Below are 19,956 nucleotides of genomic sequence, written 5' to 3' on the forward strand. Positions count from 1 at the left end.
ATGGCAACAAATAATTCAGATATTTTTCGCATTTTAACAGTATCACCTAGCCTTATTCAAGTTGAAGTTTTGGATGCTGAAAAATTTAAACAAGATACTTCCGACTTTACAATAGGAAGTTATTTGAAAATTTCAGATGATTCAAATACTGCAATAATTGCGTTAGTTCAAAGTTTTAAAATAAAAGAAACAAATTTAATTGGCGAAACTAGTAATGTTACAACTCCAACTTTCATTTTAGACTCACAACCAATTGGTTTTTTGGATGATCAAGGAAAATTTAGAAGAGGCGGACAACAAATTGCAATTCCACCAAATAATGTAGAAATTGCTGATGAAGAGTTATTAAAAAGTATTTATAGTTCAATTGAAGAAGATAAACAGTTTTGTTTTTCAACTTTAGCGCAAAACTCACAAATAGATATTAGTATAGACGGCGATAAATTTTTCAGTAAGCATATTGCTGTAGTTGGTTCAACTGGTTCGGGTAAATCAGGAACAGTTGCAAGAATCTTACAAGAAGGAATAAAAGCAAATGAAGAACAAATAAGAAAAGGGATTCTAAATAATACACATATTTTACTTTTTGATTTACACGGAGAATATGCTAAAGCATTTCCAAAATCAAAAAAATTAAATGTCTCAAATCTAGTGTTACCTTATTGGTTAATGAATTCCGAAGAACTTGAGGAAATGTTTATTGAAAGTAGAGAAAGTAATTCTCACAACCAAGTCTCACTATTTAAAACAGCAGTTACATTAAATAAAAAAAGGCATAACTCTACTTTGCCAAAAGTCAATTATGACACACCTGTTTATTTCAGTATTGACGAAGTTTTTAGATATATTTCTAATCAAAATGTAGCAACAAAAGATGCCAAAACAGGAGAATTGAAAATCAAAGTAAAAGCTGCAGGTGTCAATGATGAATATCAACTTTTTGAAGAAATTCAATTTGAAGAAAAATCAAGTGGCAAAATAAATGGTGGTCCATATGCAAACGAATTTGATAGATTTGTACCAAGACTTGAAACCAAAATAAATGATGATAGATTGTCTTTTCTATTAAAACCAAGAAAAGCTGATTTTATAACAGAATATAAAACTGAAGAACTTTCTGAAATTTTAAAACAATTCATAGGATTCGAAGACGATTCAAATGAAAACATAACTATTATTGATTTAAGCGGTATTCCATTTGAAGTATTAAGTATAGTAGTATCATTAATAAGCCGATTAGTTTTTGACTTCTGTTTTTACTATAAAAATTTAAAAAAGGATTCAGAAGAAATTCCTTTTCTATTAGTTTTAGAAGAAGCACATAATTATATTCCTCAAAGTGAAGGCGCTAAATACCATTCAGTTAAAAAATCTATTGAGAGAATTGCGAAAGAAGGAAGAAAATATGGATTGTCCTTAATGATTGTTAGTCAAAGACCTTCAGAAATCTCCGAAACTATATTTTCTCAATGTAATAATTTTGTTGCAATGAGATTAACAAATCCTTCAGACCAACAATATGTTAAAAGATTAATGCCAGACAGCATAAGTGCAATTACTGATACTTTACCTGTTTTAGAAAGACAAGAAGCTTTAATAATTGGAGATTGTATTCCTATTCCAACAATTGTTAGAATTAAAGACTTAACAGACAAACCCGATTCAAATGATATTAATTTCAGAACAGAGTGGAAGAAAGATTGGATAAATATTGCATTTGAAGATTTAATTAAAAAATTAAAGAAAGAAAGCTAAAAGGCCAGCAGGTAACAGCCGTTTGGCAAGATTGCGAATTTTGTGGTAAATCCACTTTTGCGTTTCGTAAGAAATTTTATCTTTAACGGAAAATAATCGGTTACGAAGTTCGCAACCTCGCCAAGCGGCAAAACGTTACAGGCAAGTTGAACCAAAAAACCGCATAGAAAACAGAAATATTTAAAATGAAAAAAATCATTATTACTTTACTAATATTAAGCTTTAATTTAACCTTTTCTCAAGATTACTTTGAAGGTAAAAACTTGTATTGTAAATCTGAAAATCCGGAAGCAATGAAGCTTTTTAATTTAGGTATTGAAACTTTATATTTGAATAAATCTTTAGACCCAAAATATCTCAAAATAACTTCAAATATTTTCTTTAAAGCTTACAAAACCGACACGACATTTTGTGATGCAATTTTTTTCACAGGATACACTTTGAGATTATTGAATGACGAAAAGGCAATGGCTTGCTATATAATGGCTGACAGTTTATCAAAAAAAACATTAGAATTTAAAATAAATTTAGCTTCTGAAGGATTAAGATTAGGTCAAGATAGATCATTAAAAATTGCTCGAAAAAAGTATAATGAAATAATTTCTTTGTTTCCTGAAAACCCTGAAGGTTACTATGGTTTTGCATTAACTTCTCCTATTTTCGGAGATGTAGATAAAGGTTTAGAAAATATAAATATCGCAATTGAAAAATATAAATTATCAAATCCAAAATTAAAAGACGAAGTAATATTTCTAAAAGGAGTTTTATTATCTCAAAATAAAAAATATGATGAAGGTTTAGAATATTTAGAAAAATGTTATTCAACTTATAAAAAAGATGAAAACTTTAAAATTCACTATTCATTATGTTTACTCAAAGTTTCTAAAATTAAAAATGACGAAAAAATGCGACAAAAAGCTTTTAAATTTTATGAACAAATAGAAAATAAACAAGAAATTTCAGAAGACATTAAATCCGTTCTGAAATTTTAAAAAAAAATGAAGTTGAAACCTAAATTGGAACAGCAAATGGAAAGTGTAAAAGTTGGAATCTGCCAACGGAAACTTGAAAAGTTTGCGGTTAAAATCATAATTTCGACAAAAACAACCAGCCTGTAACAGCCATTTTGAGCTAGCTGGAATTTAGTGGAATTATCGTTTCGCATCAAGTTTTCGTTAAGCCGAAAATTGAGCGGTTACGAACCTCCAGCCATCTCAAAGTGGCATAACGTCAGGCTGTGAAAAAACCTCTTTTTTCTACAATAATCATTACATTTTACGATATCACAACTCAAATAAGCCCTTCTCAGAGGGCTGTTTTTTTAGGCAGCTAATTTAGTTTGTAACATAAGGAAGTCTGCATACGAGTTTAAATTCGTCGTTTTTAGTAAAAGCAAGACTTTTGTCTTATAGGGTGAGTTCCATTTTAGAAGTTTGGCAAGCAAATCGGGAACGCCCAGTATATTAATACAGCGTTTGATGTTGTACACTAGCATAATCAAACTGTGTTCGCCATTGACTTTTTCCAAGCCGATTAAATTAGTATGGTTGTAACCCCATTGTCTTTTAATCGTTCCAAAAATATGTTCATTAATCTCCTGCCTAGTGCGATACAATTGCGGGTTTTCTTGATAGCGCTTGTTGTTTTCTTCTACTGCATCGGCATACTCACTCCTATCTATTTCTCTACCTCCAGTTCTGCTCGTACAAAGATGTCTTACAGGGCAGGCTTTACAAGCAGGTGTTCGGTATTTCTTAAATTGATAGCCGCTTTGCTCGGTTCGTCCGCTTTTTTTATGCCATCTTCCGGTTGTTTTTAACGTCTCTCCTTGTGGACATTGATAGGTATCGTCAATTTTATTGTATATAAATTTAGCTACCAAATATTCCGCTTGTGTAACGCTATCTTTAGCTCTTCCTGGTGTAGGATGTGCAACAATGGTAGTGATATTGTTGCTTTTACATTGCGTAATTTCTCGTCCGTTGTGGTAACCTTTATCAACTAAAACTGTTAGTGAGTCTACTTCCAAATTTTGCTTTGCTTCCAAAGCAATCGCTCCTAAGGCATTAAGATCATTTCGATTGATAGTGTGCTTAGCAACTACCAAATTGTGTTTGTTGTCTACCGCCGCTTGGATGTTGTAACTTACCTCTACCACGACACCTTGTACTAACAGAGCGCGAGCATCTTCATCGGTGGTACTAATCTGTGGATCCCCACTGGCTTTTAGTTTTTCTTGCAGTATCTCGTAACCTATTTTATTAGTTTTTAAACGTGCTATTTTTTCTTGAATTTTAGAAATCGTACTACTGTTTTCTTGGGAATCGTTTTGGTCTAATTGATCTAAATATTCTTGCGTTTTTTCGTCGATGTAAGCCAAGTGACGTTCTATCTTCTTTTGATTAAAATTGGCCTTTTTGCCATTATGTGCTCTACTTTTTGTGCCATCGATTGCAATGGTTTCCCCTGCAATTAAATCAGAATCTTTAAGAAACGTCACAAAGAGTTTGAATAGGTTTTTTAATCCAGATGGATTCTGTTTCCTAAAATCAGAAATGCTATGATAATTGGGAACTAAACCGCACAAAAGCCATTGTAATTCTATATTTCTTTCGCATTCTTTTTCTAGCTTTCTAGAGCTTCGCAGGCCATTTAAATAACCGTACAAATATATTTTAAGAAATACTTTAGTATCGAAACTTGGACGACCTTCTGTCTTTAAAGTTTGAATCTTAAACCCTAAAGCCACTAATGACAAAGCGTCGACAAAAGCATCTACAAAACGAACAGGATTGTTTAGAGAAATCAGGTCTTCTAAACTCGAAAAACTCATTTGATTGCGCGGTATTCCTGTGATGTGTTGCATTTTTAAATATACAACTTTTCTGCCTTTTATTTTAAAAAGATAGAGTATATTTGAAAGAAATAAACGGAAGTTTTTTCACAGACTGACGTTACCAGCTATGTTAAAAAAATGGAATTGCTAAAAATAACGATACGGTTTGACGTATTGACATTTTAATTTTGCAGAAAACGGGGAAGCAGAAAACCGAAAAGAGTATGTAAATTAAAAATTAAAAAAAAATTATGGGTTATTTAATGAAAATTACGATTAGAAAAAACCACAATTCAAATAGAATTGTTTTAATGAAAGGAATGAGTATAGAAGTAATTTGTGGCTCATCAAGTTCAATCTCTACCAGAGAAATGGATCAAATTTGCAACATGTTTAGCGATAAGTATGACACCAAATGCGAAAAAGGATGGCTAAAAATGAGTGACATTGACATTGAAAAAATTAGCTGAATTATCTTATGTTAAAATTACAATCTAAATTAGACTTACTATATGAAGATTTTTTCGAAAAACTTAATATAGACTCAGTAACAGGAATAGTAAATAAATCAAGTAGAAGATTTGCTAGTAAAGCTTGTATTGGTCAAAACTACCCAAATGCTAAAAGAAAAATTCTGTTTATAAGTTTAGATATGGGCAAGGATGAAAAATTCCAAGAAAATACATTTCAGGATTATATTGAGAGAAGAAATGCGGTATGCACTAACATCTTAACAGATAAAAACCCACATATGGCGGGAGTTTACGGCACTGCTTTATATTTATTGCAAAATCAATATAATTGGAAAGAAAGTTGGAGCTTGTTAGAAAATCAAACTAGCTTTTTTAAAGAAGCAATATTATTAAATCATAATACTCTTCCCAAAGATGTTCTAAATTATATTTCCTTGATTAATTTTTACAATTTTGTAACTATTGACAGAAAAGATAGAACTGGAAGTAGTGATAGAATTCAAATTAATCATCAGTTTGAAAATCGTCTATTAATTGATAGCATAAATATATTAATGCCAGACGTAATAATTGTACAAAGTCAAACCCTAAAAAACTATTTTAAAACACACATAAAAAGCAAAATCAATCCTAAAACTGAAATTTACATTGGTTATCATCCCTCAGTATTTGGCAGAGGTATCAAATATAGAATGCCTAAGAAATATATAGAAAACTTAATAGAAAGCGGAAAATTGTAATAAACACAGCTGGTAACCGCCATTTTGAGCTAGCTGGAATTTAGTGGAATTATCGTTTCGCATCAAGTTTTCGTTAAGCCGAAAATTGAGTGGTTACAAACTTCCAGCCATCTCAAAGTGGCATAACGTTATGGGCAAGCCTAGAGCAGAATCGGAAATTTAACGAACAACAACAGACAAAAACCAACCTCAATGACAGAATTAGAAATTCACTTAGAAAACTGTTATGGAATAAGACGGTTCAAGCATAAATTCAACTTTGGAGAATCAAAAACACAACTTATTTATGCTCCAAACGGAGTAATGAAATCTTCTCTTGCATCAACATTTGACGATATAGCAGAAGGTAAACTTTCAAAAGACAGAATTTTTTCAAACAGAGTAAATCACAGAGAAGTAAAAATTGATGGGATTGATATCGAAAAGGATGAAATTTTTGTTATTCAAAGAATGAAGTCAACAGATTTCAAAGAAGCATCTACAATTCTTGCAAATGAAAAGCTTAAAAATGAATACGACGCATTAAATTCAAAACTAATCGAGTCAAAAAATGATTTTTTTAAACAAATTCAACCATTACTTGGAATTAAGAGCAATGCAGTTGAAACCGAAATTGAATCGGTTTTCAGACAAGAGCTTTTCAAAATGTTTGAAACATATGATGCTGAAATAAATGAAATTAAAGAGCCAATATATTCAGATATACTTTATTCAGAAGTATTTAATGATAAAACCATAAAATTTCTTGAAAGTAAAGACTTTAAATCAAAAATTAAAGATTACATAAAAGTCTATGATACTCTTGTTAATGAAAATGACGCTCTTTTTATGAAGGGAACATTTAATCATTATAATGCCGACACTGTTACAAAATCACTCAAAGACAACAATTTCTTCTCTGCAAATCATAAAGTAAAGATAAAAGATCAGGAAATAACAAATGCCAAAGAATTAGAAGATTTAATCTTTAACGAAAAAGAGAAAGTTCTTAAAGATCCTTTATTAGCAAATACATTCAATGAAATTGATAAATTACTTAATAGTAATGCAGAACTAAGAAAGTTTAGAAATTACGTAGAAGAAAATCAAGAAATTATTAAAGAATTTGCAGATTTATCTAACTTCAAGAAAAAACTTATATTAAACTACTTAGCTAAATTCAAAAACGAGTTTAATATTCTTTTAAAATTACATAAAGACTCATCTATTCAAAGGGATAAAATCATACTCGAAGCAAAAAAGGAACAAGATGATTGGAAAAATGTAATTGATATTTTTAAAAGAAGATTTACAGTTCCTTTTGAAGTACATATTAAAAATCAAGAAAGTGTAATATTAAATAGCGAACCTGCATCTTTGCTATTTAAGTATACAGACGGAAGTGGACCTGATGATACAAAATTTTTAGGAGGTACTGAACTACAAGAATCACTAAGCACGGGAGAACAAAGAGTTTTTTATCTTTTGAATATTATTTTTCAAATTGAGACAAGAAGGAAATTAAACAAAAACCAACTTGTAATTGTTGACGATATAGCAGACTCATTTGATTATAAAAACAAATACGCCATAATAGAATATCTAAAAGACGTTTTGGACGACCCTTATTTTTTTATGATTATTCTAACTCACAATTTTGATTTCTACAAAACTATTAAAAGCAGATTAGGAGCCAAAATTAACTACCAAGGTAATTGGACTACAACCAGAAAATCGGGACAAATAGAGCTAAGTATCGGAGAAAAAAGAGATGTCTTTCCAGTTTTAAGAAGTAATCATGACATTTGTGATTTTACTTTTATCGCTTGTGTTCCATTTGTAAGAAACCTAATTGATTTCACTATTGGAGACGATAACAATAATTATTTACTTTTAACTTCATTACTTCATATGAAGCCTGAAAGAGCGGATAAAGGAATTAATAAAACAGAAGAAATAACAGTTCAATCGGTTTTAGATGTTTTTAACACAACTTTTCAGCAGACAAAAATAAAAGCAAATTCAAACGATAATGTTTTTGACCTTATAATTACCAAAGCAGAGGAAATCTATAATCTCGCAGATGGGAATCCCATAGACATAAAATATAAAATCTGTATCTCAATTGGAATAAGACTTCTTGCAGAAAAATTTATGATCTCAAAAATAGTTGACCCTAATTTTCATAATCACATATTGAAAAAACAAACAGGACAAATTGTCGATAAATATAGAGCAGAATTCCCTGTAGAAAAAGACAACTTAGGAATTTTAGATAGAGTAAATTTAATGACTCCAGAAAATATTCACGTTAATTCATTTATGTATGAACCTTTAATGGATTTGACGGACGACCATTTAAAAATATTGTATAATGACGTAAAAACATTAGCGTAAAATAAGGCCAGCCCATAACAGCAGTTACACAATACACAAGGATTTGGTGGAATTATCGTTTCGCAAGACGTTTTCGTTAAGCCGAAAATACTCGAATTCCGAATCCTTGTGCATCGTGTAGCTGCGAAACGTCAGGCTGTGAAAAAACTCTTTTTTCCTTTGAATTTCCTCAAAAGCCATCGTTGCATACTTCAATATACCCACGCTAAGTAAGCTGTTTTAACAATAGATACACCTTTGGATTTAAACATCTGCATAGTAAATTCTATAGCTTCTAAAAAAGCAGCGACAAAACGAACGGGATTACCAAGGAAAATCATGTCTTCTAAACTCAAAATTCATTAAATTGACTCGTATTCCTGTGCTGTGTACTATCTTAAATGCACATCTTTCCTGCCTTTTATTTTAAAAAGATAGAGTATATTTGAAAGAAATAAACGGAAGTTTTTTCCTTTGAATTTCCTCAAAAGCCATCGTTGCATACTTCAATATACCCACGCTAAGTAAGCTGTTTTAACAATAGATACACCTTTGGATTTAAACATCTGCATAGTAAACTCTATAGCTTCTAAAAAAGCAGCTACAAACGAACTAGATTACCAAGGAAAGTCAGGTCCTCTAAACTTGAAAACTCAGTAAATTGCCTCGTATTCCTGTGTTGTGTACTATCTTAAATGCACATCTTTCCTGCCTTTTATTTTGAGAAGATGCAGTATATTTGAAAGAACTAAATTGAAGTTTTTTCACAGACTGACGTTAGCAGAAATACGGCCAAAAACAAGGATATTTAGAATAAATTATACAACTCAAAATTGTTTTTATTACTTTTATAAAAAAATAGAAAAATGAATTTAATTGAAAGTCATATAAACGACATTTTAAACTTATGTAAATCACATAAAGTAAAATCATTGTATGCTTTTGGTTCAGTTTTAACTGATAATTTTAATCCTGAAAGTGACGTTGATTTAATCGTTGATTTCCAACAATTGGATGTCCTCGATTATGGAGATAACTATTATGATTTGAAATTTTCTTTGGAGAATATTTTTAAACGAAGTGTTGATTTACTTGAAGAAAAAGCTATTAAAAATCCTTTTTTTAGAAAAACTATAAATCAAAAAAAACAGTTGATTTATGGACAATAATATTAAAACTTGGCTTTACGATATTTTAAGCTCAATCAATGAAATAGAAAGCTATTTTATTGATACTCCTAAATTATTTGAGGTTTACCAAAATGATTTAAGAACAAAAAGAGCGGTTGAAAGAAACATCGAAATAATTGGAGAAGCCATGAATCGAATTCTGAAACTTGATAGCGAAATTATAATATCGAACTCAAGAAAAATTGTAGATGTTAGAAATAGAATTATTCACGGTTATGATTCAGTTTCTGATGATGTAATTTGGGGAATCGTGATTAAAAATTTACCCGTTTTACAAAAAGAGGTAGAAGAATTACTTGGTGAATAAATGTACTTCTGCTAACCGCTATTTTCATCTAGCTGGAATTTAGTGGAATTATCCTTACGCATCAAGTTTTCGTTAAGCAGAAAATTGAGCGGTTATGAACTTCCAGCCATCTCAAAGTGGCGAAACGTCAGGCTGTGAAAAAACTCTTTTTCCCTTTGAATTCCCTCAAAAGCCATCGTTGCATACTTCAATATACCCACACTAAGTAAGCTGTTTTAACAATAGATACACCTTTGGATTTAAAAATCTGCATAGTAAATTCTATAGCTTCTAAAAAAGTAGCTACAACATAAACGGGATTACCTAGGAAAATCATGTCTTCTAAACTCAAAATTCATTAATTTGACTCGTATTCCTGTGCTGTGTACTATCTTAAATGCACATCTTTCCTGCCTTTTATTTTGAGAAGATGCAGTATATTTGAAAGAAATAAATAGTAGTTATTTCGAAGACTGAAGTTAGTAGCAGCCTTGTGACGGAAATAATCATTGATAACGCTAGCAACACGTAACGATTTAGACAAACAAATAAAAACCAAAGTAAATGAATTGGATAATTTTAGTAATAGCAGGTTTATTTGAAGTAGCCTTCGCTTTCTGTTTAGGTAAAGCAAAAGAAACTACTGGAACCGAAATGTACTTATGGTACGTAGGATTTCTTATAACTCTTGTGGTAAGTATGACACTTTTAATCAAAGCTACGCAAGTGCTACCAATAGGTACTGCTTATGCCGTGTGGACAGGAGTTGGAGCTGTTGGAACAGTTTTAGTAGGGATTTTGGTATTTAAAGAACCAGCAACTTTTCTGCGACTTTTTTTTATTACTACATTAATAGGTTCTATTATAGGACTAAAAGTAGTTTCTCACTAATAAATAGTAGAGCAAACCATTTTATTTAGTAAATGATAAACAGACTTAAGTGATGAGAAAGCTACGATACTGCTGATTAACAACACAACAGTAGTCACTAGCAGCACCAATACTAAGTTGCCAGTCAACTTGTTCAATGAGGTTTTGTGCTATATTTCAATTTCACTTCTAGTAGACCGTTTAGTGCTTCGAAAACACTAATTTCTTGAAACTTAAAAAAGTCAGGCTGAGAAAAAACGATGTTTTTCACTAAATTACAACAAAATTCACTGTTGTATATTTCAAGACAAGTGGTCATAAAGGTTGTTTCTTGGGTGCAATTGCTAAGTCTAAGCGTAATTAGGCTTTTTAAAACCAAAAACAATTCTTAAGGCAAGGACAATAATTAAGAAAAAACAAACGAGATGCTAACCGATTTTCCTACCATAAAAACAGAAAGACTTTTACTTAGACAATTTGTTCAAAGCGACATTGAAAATGTGTTCAAAGGACTTTCTCACCCAGACATTATTAAATATTACGGTGTGAGTTATCAAACAGTAGAAGAAACTAAAGCGCAGATGAATTTCTTTGCTGACCTTGAAAAAGAGGAAACCGGACTTTGGTGGGCTATTTGTTCTTTAGACAATCAAATATTTTATGGCGCAGGTGGATTAAATAATTTAAATAAAGAACATAAAAAAGCAGAAATTGGTTTTTGGTTGCTAGTAGATTTTTGGGGAAAAGGGATAATGACCGAAGCCATGCCACTCCTATGTGATTATGGATTTAACACACTAGGAATACATCGAATTGAAGGAATAGTAGAAACCGAAAACACAAATTGTAAAAAAGCATTAGCTAAACTAAACTTTGATCATGAAGGAACGATGAGAGAATGTGAAATCAAAGACGGAAAATTTATAAGTTTAGACATTTACGCAAAACTGAATACTAAATAAAATTACAACCTAAAAACATTCGCAGAGCTTACTAATTATAACAAGTTTGCTACTACTTTTAAATTCAGTTTCCAAATCAAAGGATGTGCTACAATACAGTTTTCTGCTATAAAACCCAAAACTTCGCCAGCGCCAAGACAGTAAACTGCTAAAAAAAGCCTTGACTTTTAAGTGCTTGTTGCGTCGTGGATTAATCCAAATCAAGACTCAGCTACCTATCTAGTTTTTGCAAGGAAAATCATTTAGAGTCTAATTCGTGGCAGCTTTACTTACATCTCTTTAATTGAATAGGAGTTTGATTTAAACACAGCAGTAATTAATTCCGATGCTAAATTTTAAAGGTTTCTGTATATTCGCTTTCAGTACAAAATCAATTTTGTTTTTTATTACAGCTTTCATTAATTGTAGAAGCAAACCAACAACAAAGCCAATCTTCTATTTACTAAAAATAAATATGCTATTTTTGAAAAAAGGTGGTGAGCACTTTTTTAGCACCTCAATTAAAACACAGACCACATCTGTGGTTTTGTAACTACTGAATAACAATACAAAAATGAAAGCAACTAAACTCTTTAAGGAATTTTTTGAAAGCGAAAAGGCGGGTGGTCTTGTTTTAATCGCCTGTACTGTGGTATCCCTTGCATTAGCTAACTCAAATATAGGTTCCGACTATCAAGGCTTTTTCCAAAATAAATTAGTTGGTTTATCGATAGAACACTGGATAAATGATGGTTTAATGGCCATATTCTTTTTACTAATTGGTTTAGAATTAGAAAGAGAAATATATAAGGGAGAACTTTCTAATATCAAAGAAGCCTTATTTCCCATATTTGGAGCTGTTGGAGGATTACTAGTTCCTGCTGGAATTTATTTCTTCTTCAATTATGGCACGTCAACGCAATCAGGAATCGGAATTCCAATGGCAACTGATATCGCATTTGCATTGGGAATTTTATCTCTTTTGGGAAACAGAGTACCACTCTCACTAAAAGTATTCTTGACAGCGCTGGCCATTATAGATGATTTATTTGCCATCATTATAATCGCTGTTTTTTATACAAAGACCTTAATTTTTGTAAATCTATTTATAGCCTTAGGTATTTTTGCCTTACTTCTACTTTTCAATAGAATGAAAATTAATAATCTTGCCGTGTATTTAATTGGTGGAGCAGCAATGTGGTACTTTATGCTGAATTCGGGTGTTCATGCAACAATTACTGGTGTTTTACTAGCATTTGCTATTCCTTTTCAAAATGGAGACGAAAAATCAATTTCGTATGCTTTGCAACACTTTTTACATAAGCCGGTTGCTTTTGTTATTTTACCCATATTTGCGTTAGCAAACACCGCAATTATTTTTGGTGGAGATATTGCACAAACATTATCCGAGAGTTATAGTTTAGGGATTTCTATGGGATTAGTTGTTGGTAAGCCATTGGGCATCTTCATCGTTACTTTTTTAGCAGTTACATTTGGGATTTGTAAACTTCCAAAAAATCTAAATTGGAAATCTATTTTTGGCGTAGGTTTATTGGGTGGTATCGGATTTACGATGTCTATATTTATTACATTATTAGCGTTTGAGGATCAGAATATAATCAATAATTCAAAATTAGTAATCCTCCTAGCCTCTTTAACTGCAGGACTTTTAGGCTTTTTTACATTAAAATTATCTTTAAAACCTTTTACCAACTTAGAAAACGAAGAAGAAGTAAATTGATAAGTACTAATAGTTGTCCGTGCTGCTCTATGGCTGTTACAATCATCTACTCTCATGCGGTATTTTGTTCTAGCTGTAAGAATTTGCGTTGAAGCTGAATGTAGAATCCCTATTTTGAATTTAAAGCAGCTCACCTTCTTATCCCCAGTTATGTACCTATTTATACGGTTTGTCATCTAGTTCCAACAAGCTCAAACAATGCTAGCACTTCAAAATTAAATTATTCATTTTCTGTAGCTGCCGATAAGAACCAGAATACTTGTTATGAATATAACGCACACTAGTACTTCTTTATGAGAATATCCTCTTTTGAATTTGTTCAAAGACCAAGGTGGAAGGCAGATGAACTTTCTTTTATTGCAGGACTAACACCAATTCCAATACATCAAATAGAAGCAAATTGCTGAAGTATTTAAAAAATGTATCAATCACAATTTATTGTAGTTATTGATCGCTTTGTGAACTCTTGATTCTTATTTGGTATCTCTTCCTAAAATAGTATAATAAATCTATAAATCTCACCTTTTTACATGGGGCAAAAGGATAAAACTTTGTAACTTTGAATCTTCAAAACTTTGAACCTCAAACACTAATGGCATTCACAAAAACTACCGAGCAACCGTCTAAATATGAGCATCTTGAAAAAATGTCAGTACATGAATTACTGATCAATATTAATCAAGAGGACCAGACCGTTCCGCTTGCTGTAGAAAAAGCATTACCGCAAATAGAGATTTTAATAGCACAAGTGGTAACTAAAATGAAAAAAGGAGGTCGCTTATTTTACATTGGAGCAGGTACATCCGGTCGTTTAGGTGTCGTCGATGCTTCTGAATGCCCTCCTACTTTTGGCGTACCTTTTGACCTCGTCAATGGTATTATTGCAGGTGGAGATGCAGCGATTCGTAAAGCTGTAGAAAACGCCGAGGACGATGCAACTCAAGCTTGGTTAGACCTAAAAGAATACCAGATCAATTCGGACGATGTTGTAATAGGAATTGCAGCCTCAGGAACAACACCTTATGTGATAGGTGGGTTACAAATGTGCAATGAGAATAACATTATCACAGGAAGCATCTCGTGCAACGCTGATAGTCCGCTTTCGCAAACGGCACAATTCCCAATTGATGTGGTTGTAGGACCTGAATTTGTAACTGGAAGTTCTAGAATGAAAGCAGGAACGGCGCAAAAATTGGTTTTGAATATGATATCGACCGCGACTATGATCCAACTAGGAAAAGTAAAAGGCAATAAAATGGTCGATATGCAATTGAGTAATAGCAAACTTGTAGATCGGGGAGTAAAAATGATCATGGACGAAATTCCTGTGAATTATGAAGCAGCAGCTATTTTATTAGCAACCCACGGAAGTGTGCGTAAAGCAGTTAATTTTTATCAAAACCAGTAAACCAGATATAAAAATACAGTAAAATTATACCATATGAAATCAAAATTAATGACCTTGTTCTTTATTCTTGTTAGCTCACTTGCTTTTTGTCAGCAACTAACCTATAAAAAAGGGCGCGTGTATGATGAAAATAATAGCAAGCTAACTAACAACCAGGTAAAAGAGTTGCTTAGTACTAAACCAGAGCTATTGGCGAGTTACAGTGCAGGTCAAACCAAATCAGCTGTTGGAGGATTTCTTTTAGGTTTTGGAACTGGTTTTATTATTACCGACTTAGTCACCGGATTATCTCAGGATAAAGTTTACCCATCAGCTTTAACCATTGTGGGTTTAGCATCTGCTGTTATTTCTATTCCAGTCCTTATTGGTCACTCTAAAAAAACAAAAACAGCCATTGATGGATACAATGAAACTATCACAACTAGGAAAGTAGGTTTCCAAATTGAAAAAATAAATATTCTCTCCAGCAAAAATGGAATAGGAATGCAACTATCATTTTAAAAATGGGAACTAATAAAGAATTATTATCCAAAGGAATAAAGTATTTAGCTGGAGCGTTACCTCTATTATTTATAGGTCCGTCGCTGATTTACAATGCTTTTATGAACCAACAGAATGTGTGGCATTACTTAATTTTGGCAATAGGAATAGGCGCTTGTTTAGGAGCGATGTATTTGATGTACAAAGGACTAAAAATAATCATGCAAAGTTTATTTAACGACTAATGGAAGAGCTTATTCACATTCAAAAAACGTTTGATAAAGTCGTTTTTATTGATAAGAAAGTCAGTAACAGAGAATTTGAAGACTGTGTTTTCAAAAACTGTGATTTCTCGAATAGTGATTTTTCGAACAATAGTTTTATGGATTGTGAGTTTATAGATTGCAATCTTTCTATGACTCAATTAAAAAACACAAGTTTAAAAACGATTCGTTTTTTGAATTGCAAATTGCTTGGTATTGAATTTTCCAGTTGTGCTGATTTTATGTTTGGAGTGAGTTTTAACGATTGCACTCTCGACTATTCGTCCTTTGCTAATAAAAAAATGCCTAAAACAACCTTTACTTCTTGTTCTTTGAAGGAGGTAAGTTTTATAGGAACGAACTTATCCAATTCCTTGTTTGAGAACTGTAATTTAGAAAATGCTATTTTTAATGATACGCAATTAAAAGAAGTCAATTTCTTGACGGCTTACAATTACAAGATTGATCCCGAATTTAATCCGATGCGAAAAGCAAAATTTTCGACAGAAGGAATTCCAGGATTGCTCGATAAATACGATATTAAAATTCAGTGAAAATTAGAATAACGATTATAAACTAGCCCTGCTATTCGTTTCAATCTTTTTATCCTGATTTTTATCAGGATAAAAAGATTGAAACGAATAGCAGGATTAAGCTTCAAAAAAAAAATGAAAAAACTTATTTTATTGCCCCTCATTCTACTTGTCATTTCTTGTTATGACAACGAAAAAAACTGCAAAGATTTTAAGACCGGAAAATTCAAATTTGAATATGAGGTTGATGGAGTCAAGAAAACAACGCTGTTTGAACGAAATGATAGTATTGAAATTGAAACCTTTGAAGGCAAAATCGATACGGCATCGATTCGATGGATTAGCGACTGCGAATATGTATTGAAAAAATTACACCCCAAAAACAAGGCCGAAGAACAATCGATTGGCATGAAAATATTAAGTACTAAAGGAGATACTTATAATTTTGAATTTGGGATGGTAGGATCCGATCAAAAGCAAAGAGGAACAGTTACTAAAATTTCGAACTAAAACGGTTTTAACTATAAAATAAATATACGACACCATGGAAATACTCTATAGCCCTGATGCTTGGATTGCACTTTTGACATTGACTTTTCTTGAAATTGTTTTAGGAATAGATAATATTATTTTTATCTCAATAGCAACTGGAAAATTACCCGAGGAAAAACGTAAAAAAGCAACCAAAATTGGAATGTTTTTAGCGATGTTTATGAGAATAACATTGCTTTTGGGTATTTCCTATTTAATCGCAATGAAGGAACCATGGTTTACACTTAATTTTAGTTGGTTGAGTGCAAAAATTTCGGGTCAGAGTTTGATTTTACTGCTGGGTGGTTTGTTCTTGATTTATAAAAGCACCAATGAAATCAGAGAGAAAGTTGACGAAAAAGGGGAAGAAGAGAAAGAATTAGGAAAAGCAGCAACCAAGTCATTTGGGAGCGTTATTTTTCAAATTATACTTATCGATCTAGTATTTTCGTTTGATAGTATATTAACTGCGGTAGGAATGACGAACGGTGTCCCTGGTGCTTTGTACATTATGATCACAGCTGTAGTAATCTCTGTTTTAATCATGATGCAATTTGCAGTTCCTGTGGGTAAATTTGTAAATACGCACCCGTCGATACAAATATTAGGTTTATCATTTTTGATTTTAATTGGGTTTATGCTGATTACCGAGAGTGCTCATTTAGCAGATGCACTTGTTTTTGGCAGTCATGTAACTCCTGTTCCTAAAGGTTATTTGTATTTTGCCATATCCTTCTCTCTTTTGGTAGAGGTTTTGAACATGAAAGCCAACAAGAAAAAGAAATAATAATCATAAAAAAAGCTCCCTAGGGAGCTTTTTTTATTTAGAATAATATTACTTGACCATCATCGTCAAGTTGTACATCAGTATCATCATCATCTGGATTCGTTCTTTTTTCAGGAATAACCTCAACTGGAACTTCGTATGGTAACGGGTCTAGCATATTTACTTGCTTGATTTTGTCAGTAGTTAATTGATTTCCTAATGCTTTAAAACCTTTGACAGCAATAAAATCTTCGACATCAATTGTAATACTTTCTTTCTGGACCCCTTTAATTTTTGGGAAAATAATTTCGGCCACCGGACGATAATCAGTCGAAACAATTTCTAACTGAGAGTTGGCATGTTCCGTAATAAACGTTTCTTCCTTATTCTCTGTTTCTACTAAAAAGCGTTTCAAGTAATAACGCTCTTTTTCACCATCGTAATAAATAGCAGAGATTGGTTTTTTAGGAACCCATTTTTCTAGTACTACCATGTCCGTCTCAAAATGAGTAGACAATTCCGGAACTACTACTTTCAATTTCCCTGATTGTTGGATAATTAAAATTTTATCGCTTGGTCTAAATTCGCCTAAAAGCTCTCCTCTACCGTCTACATTTAAGCGTTGTACGGTTTCGTCGTACCACACTTTTCGAGGTAGTAAAGTCGAAATTCCTTTCTCCTTAATTTCGATTTTCTTAATTGGGTATTTTGAGGCCACGTTTCCTTTAGAAGCCCTACCTTTTATCGCTAATTTAGCAAAATCAATATCAAATTTTAATTTTTTAATGCTTCCTACTTGTCGCAATAAAACGGTAATTACCTCCGCTTCTCCGTTAGGATTGCAAGTAAAATATAGAATTTGTGATCCCTTTGTTCCGTTTGTCAAATCATACGGTTTGTCTCTAGTCACTCCTGATACATTGAAACGCTTGATATAGGAAGGACCCGATTTTCCATCGCGGTAAATCATATTATAAATCGTTCTCTTATCGCTTTTGTCAAAAATGGCTATATGAATGATATCCTTACCAACAAAGGTCTTGGCATCTACCTTAGTCACCATCATGTTTCCGTCGCGCAGAAAAACAATTACGTCATCGATATCCGAACAATCTGTAACGTACTCGTCTTTTTTCAAACTAGTACCTACAAATCCTTCTTCACGATTAACGTACAATTTCGTATTACGTAAAACTACTTTCGTCGCTTCGATATCATCAAATATTCGCAACTCCGTTTGGCGTTCGCGGCCTTTACCGTACTTTTCCTTTAATTTGGTAAAATAAGCAATAGCAAAATCAGTTAAGTGCTCTAAGTTGTATTGCACCTCTTTCATTTCCTCTTCTAATTTCGAAATAAAGTCATCTGCTTTATCCGAGTCGAAGCGAGTAATACGAATCATTGGAATTTGCGTTAAGCGCTGTAAATCATCGTCGATAATAGCTCTTACAAAAGATTTAGAGAAGGGCTCAAAGCGATCGTACATATATTTGTACAAGGCCTCTCTGTCTGAATATAATTTGAAATCAATATACATTTCTTCTCTAATGAAGATCTTTTCTAAAGTAGAGAAATGCCATTTATTTTTTAACTCCTCTAATTGAATTTCGAGTTCTTGACGTAGCAACTCTTGAGTTCGCTCTGTCGAGATTTTCAACATCGCCGATACACCTATAAATAACGGTTTGTTGTCCTCAATAACACAGCCCAAAGGCGCTACTGATGTCTCACAGGCTGTGAAAGCAAAGAGCGCATCGATTGTCTTATCAGGAGAAACACCTGGGTATAAATGAATTAATATCTCTACATCAGCAGCGGTATTGTCTTCTATTTTCTTGATTTTGATTTTCCCTTTTTCGTTGGCTTTCAAAATACTGTCGATCAAGGTCGTAGTATTGGTCGAAAACGGAATCTGGGTAATTACCAATGTGTTTTTATCTAATTGGGCAATCTTAGCACGCACGCGCACACGACCACCGCGCAATCCATCATTATAGTTAGACACATCGGCAATTCCTTGCGTCATAAAATCAGGATACAAGGTAAATGGCTTCCCTTTTAATATTTTTATAGAAGCATCAATAAGCTCGTTGAAATTATGAGGTAGCACTTTAGTCGAAAGTCCAACCGCAATTCCTTCTGCTCCTTGCGCTAATAACAAAGGGAACTTTACAGGAAGATTGTTTGGCTCTGCACGACGACCGTCATAGGAAGTACCCCAATCTGTGATCTTAGGAGAATACAATACCTCAAGCGCAAACTTAGACAAACGAGCTTCAATATATCTTGAAGCTGCGGCTCCGTCACCGGTTAGGATGTTTCCCCAGTTTCCTTGGCAATCGATTAGTAATTCTTTCTGTCCTATTTGCACCATCGCATCACCAATACTTGCATCACCGTGTGGGTGGTATTGCATGGTGTGGCCAACAACGTTAGCTACTTTGTTGTAACGACCGTCATCCAATTCTTTTAGCGAATGCATAATACGACGTTGCACCGGCTTAAAACCGTCTTCAATCGCAGGAACGGCACGTTCTAGAATTACATAGGAAGCATAGTCCAAAAACCAATCCTTGTACATTCCTGTAACTTTGGTTATGGTATCATTACCATCGCCATCCTCTGAGTTGTTATAAAAATGTCCGCCTTCAAATTTGCTGGCATCTACTTTTATAATCTCTTCGCTGCTGTCGCCCTCAGAATGATCGTTTGCAGTAGGCTCATCTGGAGTATTGTCTCCGTTATTAGGAATGATGTTATCGTCTTCTTCGTCTTTCATTTATCTGAA

18 protein-coding genes are annotated in these 19,956 nt (G+C 32.8%); 16 read left to right on the forward strand and 2 right to left on the reverse strand.

The window, feature by feature from the left end; translation table 11 throughout:
* Together H8R22_RS12250 and H8R22_RS12255 are read left to right on the forward strand one after the other, a co-directional pair.
* Window positions 1-1,755, forward strand: a complete 1,755-nt coding sequence (locus tag H8R22_RS12250) for an ATP-binding protein (RefSeq protein ID WP_187010679.1) — start codon at window positions 1-3, stop codon at window positions 1,753-1,755.
* A gap of 185 nt (window positions 1,756-1,940) precedes the next feature.
* Window positions 1,941-2,747: a tetratricopeptide repeat protein gene (locus tag H8R22_RS12255; RefSeq protein WP_187010680.1), complete on the forward strand. Its 807-nt coding sequence runs from the start codon at window positions 1,941-1,943 to the stop codon at window positions 2,745-2,747.
* A gap of 329 nt (window positions 2,748-3,076) precedes the next feature.
* Here H8R22_RS12255 and H8R22_RS12260 read toward each other — a convergent pair whose 3' ends face one another.
* Complete coding sequence (locus H8R22_RS12260; protein ID WP_225876024.1) at window positions 3,077-4,621, reverse strand: IS1182 family transposase; 1,545 nt, start codon at window positions 4,619-4,621, stop codon at window positions 3,077-3,079.
* Window positions 4,622-4,854: 233 nt separating this feature from the next.
* On the opposite strand from H8R22_RS12260, the gene H8R22_RS12265 reads away from it, so the two are divergent.
* The 14 genes from H8R22_RS12265 to H8R22_RS12330 all read left to right on the forward strand — a co-directional run bounded on the left by H8R22_RS12265 (window position 4,855) and on the right by H8R22_RS12330 (window position 17,189).
* Entirely contained in the window at window positions 4,855-5,061 is a 207-nt protein-coding gene (locus tag H8R22_RS12265) for a DUF6140 family protein (RefSeq protein ID WP_187010681.1), read from the forward strand.
* An 8-nt stretch (window positions 5,062-5,069) separates the two neighbouring features.
* Complete coding sequence (locus tag H8R22_RS12270; protein ID WP_187010682.1) at window positions 5,070-5,804, forward strand: hypothetical protein; 735 nt, start codon at window positions 5,070-5,072, stop codon at window positions 5,802-5,804.
* A gap of 192 nt (window positions 5,805-5,996) precedes the next feature.
* On the forward strand, window positions 5,997-8,180 hold the full coding sequence (locus H8R22_RS12275; RefSeq protein ID WP_187010683.1) for a hypothetical protein: 2,184 nt from the start codon (window positions 5,997-5,999) through the stop codon (window positions 8,178-8,180).
* 845 nt (window positions 8,181-9,025) lie between these two features.
* A complete protein-coding gene (locus tag H8R22_RS12280) occupies window positions 9,026-9,328 on the forward strand; it encodes a nucleotidyltransferase family protein (RefSeq protein WP_187010684.1) in 303 nt (100 codons plus the stop codon).
* Window positions 9,318-9,656 carry a HepT-like ribonuclease domain-containing protein gene (locus tag H8R22_RS12285; RefSeq protein ID WP_187010685.1) on the forward strand — a complete coding sequence of 113 codons (339 nt, stop codon included), beginning with the start codon at window positions 9,318-9,320 and terminating at the stop codon, window positions 9,654-9,656. The genes H8R22_RS12280 and H8R22_RS12285 overlap by 11 nt, the downstream gene beginning before the upstream one ends.
* 543 nt (window positions 9,657-10,199) lie before the next feature.
* Window positions 10,200-10,526: a DMT family transporter gene (locus H8R22_RS12290; RefSeq protein ID WP_187010686.1), complete on the forward strand. Its 327-nt coding sequence runs from the start codon at window positions 10,200-10,202 to the stop codon at window positions 10,524-10,526.
* Window positions 10,527-10,930: 404 nt separating this feature from the next.
* A complete protein-coding gene (locus H8R22_RS12295; protein WP_187010687.1) occupies window positions 10,931-11,467 on the forward strand; it encodes a GNAT family N-acetyltransferase in 537 nt (178 codons plus the stop codon).
* 553 nt (window positions 11,468-12,020) lie between these two features.
* Entirely contained in the window at window positions 12,021-13,187 is a 1,167-nt protein-coding gene (gene nhaA, locus H8R22_RS12300; protein WP_187010688.1) for a Na+/H+ antiporter NhaA, read from the forward strand.
* 592 nt (window positions 13,188-13,779) lie between these two features.
* Complete coding sequence (gene murQ / locus H8R22_RS12305; protein ID WP_187010689.1) at window positions 13,780-14,595, forward strand: N-acetylmuramic acid 6-phosphate etherase; 816 nt, start codon at window positions 13,780-13,782, stop codon at window positions 14,593-14,595.
* 33 nt (window positions 14,596-14,628) lie between these two features.
* Entirely contained in the window at window positions 14,629-15,096 is a 468-nt protein-coding gene (locus tag H8R22_RS12310; RefSeq protein WP_187010690.1) for a hypothetical protein, read from the forward strand.
* A gap of 2 nt (window positions 15,097-15,098) precedes the next feature.
* Entirely contained in the window at window positions 15,099-15,320 is a 222-nt protein-coding gene (locus H8R22_RS12315; protein WP_187010691.1) for a DUF6095 family protein, read from the forward strand.
* On the forward strand, window positions 15,320-15,892 hold the full coding sequence (locus H8R22_RS12320) for a pentapeptide repeat-containing protein (protein ID WP_187010692.1): 573 nt from the start codon (window positions 15,320-15,322) through the stop codon (window positions 15,890-15,892). Before H8R22_RS12315 ends, H8R22_RS12320 begins: the two co-directional genes overlap by 1 nt.
* A gap of 114 nt (window positions 15,893-16,006) precedes the next feature.
* Window positions 16,007-16,381 carry a DNA topoisomerase IV gene (locus tag H8R22_RS12325; RefSeq protein WP_187010693.1) on the forward strand — a complete coding sequence of 125 codons (375 nt, stop codon included), beginning with the start codon at window positions 16,007-16,009 and terminating at the stop codon, window positions 16,379-16,381.
* A 34-nt stretch (window positions 16,382-16,415) separates the two neighbouring features.
* The gene (locus H8R22_RS12330; RefSeq protein WP_187010694.1) at window positions 16,416-17,189 is read left to right on the forward strand and encodes a TerC family protein; all 774 of its coding nucleotides are present in this window, start codon (window positions 16,416-16,418) and stop codon (window positions 17,187-17,189) included.
* Between the two features lie 37 nt (window positions 17,190-17,226).
* On the opposite strand, the gene H8R22_RS12335 is transcribed toward H8R22_RS12330, so the two are convergent.
* Window positions 17,227-19,947 carry a DNA gyrase/topoisomerase IV subunit A gene (locus H8R22_RS12335; RefSeq protein WP_187010695.1) on the reverse strand — a complete coding sequence of 907 codons (2,721 nt, stop codon included), beginning with the start codon at window positions 19,945-19,947 and terminating at the stop codon, window positions 17,227-17,229.
* Between the last annotated feature and the right edge of the window lie 9 nt (window positions 19,948-19,956).

The sequence above is a fragment of the Flavobacterium kayseriense genome (assembly GCF_014305095.1).
Lineage (GTDB): Bacteria > Bacteroidota > Bacteroidia > Flavobacteriales > Flavobacteriaceae > Flavobacterium > Flavobacterium kayseriense.

Bases quoted from the DNA above. Each gene is read 5' to 3' on its own strand.
- H8R22_RS12330 (WP_187010694.1), top strand. From the start codon at position 16,416: ATGGAAATACTCTATAGCCCTGATGCTTGGATTGCACTTTTGACATTG.
- H8R22_RS12335 (WP_187010695.1), bottom strand. From the start codon at position 19,947: ATGAAAGACGAAGAAGACGATAACATCATTCCTAATAACGGAGACAAT.
- H8R22_RS12255 (WP_187010680.1), top strand. From the start codon at position 1,941: ATGAAAAAAATCATTATTACTTTACTAATATTAAGCTTTAATTTAACC.
- H8R22_RS12310 (WP_187010690.1), top strand. From the start codon at position 14,629: ATGAAATCAAAATTAATGACCTTGTTCTTTATTCTTGTTAGCTCACTT.
- H8R22_RS12280 (WP_187010684.1), top strand. From the start codon at position 9,026: ATGAATTTAATTGAAAGTCATATAAACGACATTTTAAACTTATGTAAA.
- H8R22_RS12325 (WP_187010693.1), top strand. From the start codon at position 16,007: ATGAAAAAACTTATTTTATTGCCCCTCATTCTACTTGTCATTTCTTGT.
- H8R22_RS12270 (WP_187010682.1), top strand. From the start codon at position 5,070: ATGTTAAAATTACAATCTAAATTAGACTTACTATATGAAGATTTTTTC.
- H8R22_RS12290 (WP_187010686.1), top strand. From the start codon at position 10,200: ATGAATTGGATAATTTTAGTAATAGCAGGTTTATTTGAAGTAGCCTTC.
- H8R22_RS12315 (WP_187010691.1), top strand. From the start codon at position 15,099: ATGGGAACTAATAAAGAATTATTATCCAAAGGAATAAAGTATTTAGCT.
- H8R22_RS12275 (WP_187010683.1), top strand. From the start codon at position 5,997: ATGACAGAATTAGAAATTCACTTAGAAAACTGTTATGGAATAAGACGG.
- nhaA (WP_187010688.1), top strand. From the start codon at position 12,021: ATGAAAGCAACTAAACTCTTTAAGGAATTTTTTGAAAGCGAAAAGGCG.
- murQ (WP_187010689.1), top strand. From the start codon at position 13,780: ATGGCATTCACAAAAACTACCGAGCAACCGTCTAAATATGAGCATCTT.
- H8R22_RS12295 (WP_187010687.1), top strand. From the start codon at position 10,931: ATGCTAACCGATTTTCCTACCATAAAAACAGAAAGACTTTTACTTAGA.
- H8R22_RS12260 (WP_225876024.1), bottom strand. From the start codon at position 4,621: ATGCAACACATCACAGGAATACCGCGCAATCAAATGAGTTTTTCGAGT.
- H8R22_RS12320 (WP_187010692.1), top strand. From the start codon at position 15,320: ATGGAAGAGCTTATTCACATTCAAAAAACGTTTGATAAAGTCGTTTTT.
- H8R22_RS12250 (WP_187010679.1), top strand. From the start codon at position 1: ATGGCAACAAATAATTCAGATATTTTTCGCATTTTAACAGTATCACCT.
- H8R22_RS12265 (WP_187010681.1), top strand. From the start codon at position 4,855: ATGAAAATTACGATTAGAAAAAACCACAATTCAAATAGAATTGTTTTA.
- H8R22_RS12285 (WP_187010685.1), top strand. From the start codon at position 9,318: ATGGACAATAATATTAAAACTTGGCTTTACGATATTTTAAGCTCAATC.